Below are 651 nucleotides of genomic sequence, written 5' to 3' on the forward strand. Positions count from 1 at the left end.
CAGGTGCCGGCCAGCCCCCGGTATTGATGCCGATGCAGTGCGGTGATGCCCTCAGTTTTCGCAGTTATGGCCCCGCGGGTCATTCGCATAGCCACGCTCATCTGCAGCTGGTTCTGCCGCTGCACGGCAGCCTGGAACTGGAGATCGAAGGGCGGGGCGGTCGCCTGGACGCGGCGCGCGGAGCGTTGGTCCTGCCCGGTGCGGCCCATGTGCAGTCCGGCAACGGGCGCAACCGGTTTCTGATCGTGGACTGTGACAGTGCCTTGCTGGCGCGGTCACAGTTGGAGCGGGCGCAGCAGCGCCCGTTTCTGCAGGTTTCCGGGGCTGCCCGCAGCTTGCTTGAATTCATCGAAATCCGGACCGGAACGCAGCCGAATGTGAGCACGGCGCTGGCGCAGCACGCCCTGCCGTTGTTGCTGGACGCCTTGTTCGCCGCACCCGTGGCAGCAGCTCCGAGCGGAGCGGCGTTGCGGCGGCTGTCTGCACAGATTCTGGAAGCCCCCGGGCAGGCCTGGTCGCTGGCCCGTATGGCGCAGGTAGCCGGTGTCGGCTTGACAGCCTTGCATGGCCTGTTCAAGCGCGAATACGGGCTTACCCCGGCGCAATGGCTGCTGCAACAGCGACTACAGCTTGCCCAGCGGCAATTGGCGG

1 protein-coding gene is annotated in these 651 nt (G+C 66.7%); it reads left to right on the forward strand.

Translation table 11 applies throughout. The annotated features are described in order from the left end of the window. On the forward strand, window positions 1-651 hold a 651-nt coding region (locus tag ABB27_RS07825), incomplete at both ends, for an AraC family transcriptional regulator (RefSeq protein ID WP_057628067.1).

This window comes from Stenotrophomonas terrae (genome assembly GCF_001431465.1).
Classification (GTDB): domain Bacteria; phylum Pseudomonadota; class Gammaproteobacteria; order Xanthomonadales; family Xanthomonadaceae; genus Stenotrophomonas; species Stenotrophomonas terrae.